At 63.7% G+C, this 3,446-nt stretch carries 4 protein-coding genes; all 4 read left to right on the top strand.

Annotated features, from left to right (window positions below; genetic code table 11):
• The first annotated feature begins 67 nt into the window (after window positions 1–67).
• The 4 genes from ACO41U_RS10130 to fusA are packed head-to-tail and all read left to right on the top strand — an operon-like array spanning window position 68 to window position 3,344.
• Window positions 68–316 (top strand): ribosomal L7Ae/L30e/S12e/Gadd45 family protein, encoded by a 249-nt coding sequence (locus ACO41U_RS10130; RefSeq protein ID WP_298779957.1) that lies wholly within the window; start codon window positions 68–70, stop codon window positions 314–316.
• Between the two features lie 53 nt (window positions 317–369).
• Entirely contained in the window at window positions 370–747 is a 378-nt protein-coding gene (gene rpsL / locus ACO41U_RS10135; protein WP_298779959.1) for a 30S ribosomal protein S12, read from the top strand.
• A 14-nt stretch (window positions 748–761) separates the two neighbouring features.
• Entirely contained in the window at window positions 762–1,232 is a 471-nt protein-coding gene (gene rpsG / locus ACO41U_RS10140; RefSeq protein ID WP_208872836.1) for a 30S ribosomal protein S7, read from the top strand.
• A 30-nt stretch (window positions 1,233–1,262) separates the two neighbouring features.
• The gene (gene fusA / locus ACO41U_RS10145; protein WP_485943688.1) at window positions 1,263–3,344 is read left to right on the top strand and encodes an elongation factor G; all 2,082 of its coding nucleotides are present in this window, start codon (window positions 1,263–1,265) and stop codon (window positions 3,342–3,344) included.
• Window positions 3,345–3,446 lie beyond the last annotated feature (102 nt).

The raw sequence follows: 3,446 nt of genomic DNA on the forward strand, positions 1-3,446 counted from the left end.
TAGCTTGACATCCAAGACTTTATTTTGCTATGATACCTCTCACGTCTTGTGCGCGGGAGGTATTGTCATGCCCTTAAACGAATTGGCCGCGGGCACGAGGGTCGTGGGGGAGAAGCAGGTCCTGCGCGCCCTTGGTCGGGACGGGCTGCAAAAGCTTTTCGTGGCGAAGGACGTTGAGCCGGAGAGGCTGCAGCCGCTTCTTGAAGGGGCCCGTGCCCTGGGCGTGGAGGTCGAATGGGCCGATTCCCGCCTCGTGTTGGGGCGCGCGTGCGCAATCGACAGGTCGGCCTCGGCAGCGGGGCTGCTGAGACCTTGATCTCATAGATGTTGCCAGGTTTTTTGAGGAAAATTTTTTGAGGAGGAGATTCTGTGCCAACGATCAACCAACTCGTCCGCCTCGGGCGCGACGAAAAGAGGACCAAGAGTGATTCGCCTGCGCTGCAGGCCAACCCCGCGCGCAGGGGAGTGTGCACCCGCGTGTACACGATCACCCCGAAGAAACCCAACTCGGCTTTGCGCAAGGTGGCGCGCGTGCGCCTTACTAACGGCATCGAGGTGACGTCCTACATTCCGGGCATCGGCCATAACCTGCAGGAGCACTCCGTCGTGCTGGTTCGGGGCGGTCGCGTGAAGGACCTTCCCGGCGTCAGATACCACATCATCCGCGGCACGCTGGACTGCGGCGGCGTGGAGAACAGAAAGCGCAGCCGCTCCAAGTACGGCGCGCGCAGGCCGAAGGCCAACTAGGGGGAGAGATCGTCATGCCTCGTAAGGGTCATGTAAAAAAGCGCGAGTCGGTGCCGGATATCCGGTTCGGGAGCGAGGCCGCGTCCCGCTTCATCAGCAGCCTGATGCTGGGGGGCAAGCGTAGCATCGCGGAGAGGATCTTCTACGGTGCGCTGGACAGCGCCGCTGAGAAGCTTGGCGTGGAGCCCTTCGACGTCTTCGACAAGGCGATGGGCAACGTCGCCCCTCAGATTGAGGTGCGGCCTCGCCGGGTGGGCGGTGCCACGTACCAGGTCCCCGTCGAGGTGACGCCGGAGCGCGGCGTGCAGCTCTCGATCCGCTGGATCGTCTCCTTCGCCCGTTCCAAGAAGGGAATGCCCATGCAGGATCGCCTGATGCACGAGCTGATGGACGCCTACAAGAACGAGGGCAGCTCCATCAAGAAGCGCGAGGACACCCACAGGATGGCGGAGGCGAACAAGGCTTTCGCGCATTACCGCTGGTAGTGAAGATTTTTTTGTGATTTGATTGGGTAGGTGCGTTTTTTGGATATTCACAAGCTCAGGAACATAGGAATAGCGGCCCACATCGACGCGGGCAAGACGACGACGAGTGAGCGTATCCTCTACTACACCGGCAGCAGCTACAAGGTCGGCGAGGTGCACGAGGGGACGGCCACGATGGACTGGATGGAGCAGGAGCGGGAGCGGGGGATCACGATCACCTCGGCGGCCACGACCTGCAGCTGGAAGGGCTATACGATCAACCTTATTGATACGCCCGGACACGTGGATTTTACGGTCGAGGTGGAGCGCTCCATGCGCGTGCTCGACGGAGCGGTCGCCGTCTTCTGCGCCGTGGGCGGCGTAGAGCCTCAGTCCGAGACGGTGTGGCGTCAGGCGGACAAGTACCACGTGCCCCGCGTCGCCTTCGTGAACAAGATGGACCGCATCGGCGCGGACTTCAACGCCGTGGTGGCCGCCATCCATGAACGCCTTGGCGCCTGCGCCATCCCCCTGCAGCTCCCGATTGGCGCGGAGGACGACTTCGCCGGGGTGGTGGACCTGATCGATCAGAAAGCGCTCCTCTTCAGCGGCGTCCTGGGGCAGGAGCCCAGGGAGGCCCCGATTCCGGCGGAGCTGGCCATGGCGGCCAAGCAGGGGCGCGACGCCATCGTGGAGGCCCTCTCCGACTTCAGCGACGACATTATGACGCTCTACCTGGAGGGGCAGGAGGTCGGCTCCGAGCTGATCCGAAAGGTCCTCCGGGAGGCTACCATCGGGCTCAAGGCCGTTCCGGTGCTCTGCGGCTCCGCCTTCAAGAACAAGTGCGTGGAGCCCCTCCTGGACGCGGTGGTGACGTACCTGCCGAGCCCCCTCGACCTGCCCCCGGTCACCGGCACCTCGCCGACGGACCCGGAGAAGGTGCTGGAGCGCCACCCCGACAACGGCGAGCCCTTCACGGCGCTGGCCTTCAAGGTGGCGGTGGACCCCTTCCTGGGCAAGCTCTTCTTCCTGCGGGTGTACTCCGGAAAACTGGAGAAGGGGAGCACCGTGTACAATCCTACATCGGGGCAGCGGGAGCGCATCGGCCGCATCATGCGGATGCACTCCAACAAGCGCGAGGACATCGACACGATGGAGGCGGGCATGATCGTGGCCGTCCCCAGCCTGAAGCTCACCAAGACGGGCGACACCCTCTGCGATGAGGCCCACCCCATCGTCCTGGAGAGCCTGGTGTTCCCGGAGCCGGTCATCTCGCTGGCCGTCGAGCCGGCGACGCAGGGCGACAAGATCAAGCTGAGCAAGGGCCTGATCGCTCTGGCCGACGAGGACCCCACGTTCCGCGTCCGGACGGACGAGGAGAGCGGCCAGACGGTCATCTCCGGAATGGGGGAGCTCCACCTGGAGATCATCGTCGATCGCCTGAAGAGGGAGTTCGGCGTGGACGTCAAGGTCGGCAACCCCCAGGTCGCCTACCGGGAGGCCATTCAGCGCGCAGCACGGGCGGAGGGCAAGTACATCCGGCAGTCCGGCGGCCGCGGCCAGTACGGACACGTGGTCTTCGAGATGGAGCCCCTGCCCGACGGCAAGGGCTACGAGTTCGAGGACCGCATCGTGGGTGGCGTGGTGCCGAAGGAGTACATCGCCGCCGTCGAGAAGGGCCTTGAGGAGGCCATTCAGAGCGGCGTGCTGGGTGGCTACCCCGTCATCGGCGTCAAGATCGCCCTGGTGGACGGCAGCTACCACGAGGTGGACAGCTCCGAGATGGCCTTCAAGATCGCCGCGTCCATGGGCTTCAAGGAGGCCATGAGGAAGGCGGGGCCCATCCTCATGGAGCCCATCATGTCCGTCGAGGTCGTGACGCCGGAGGACTACGTCGGCGACGTCATCGGGGACATATCCTCCCGCCGCGGGCGCATCGAGGGTATGGACATGCGGGCGAACGCGCGTATAATAAGAGCTTATGTGCCTCTCGTGGGGATGTTCGGCTACGCGACGGACCTGAGGAGCAAGACGTCGGGCCGCGCGACCTACTCGATGCAGTTCGACCACTACGAGCAGACGCCGGCCGAGGTTGCGGAGAAGGTTCTTCAGGGCCGCAGGGCCGACGAGTAGCCTTGAGTAAGCAACGCATTGACAAAATAGATTCAGTATCTTAACCAGGAGGAATCGGAGATGGCAAAGGAGAAGTTTGAGCGCACGAAGCCGCACCTGAAC

Source organism: Fretibacterium sp. (genome assembly GCF_057312375.1).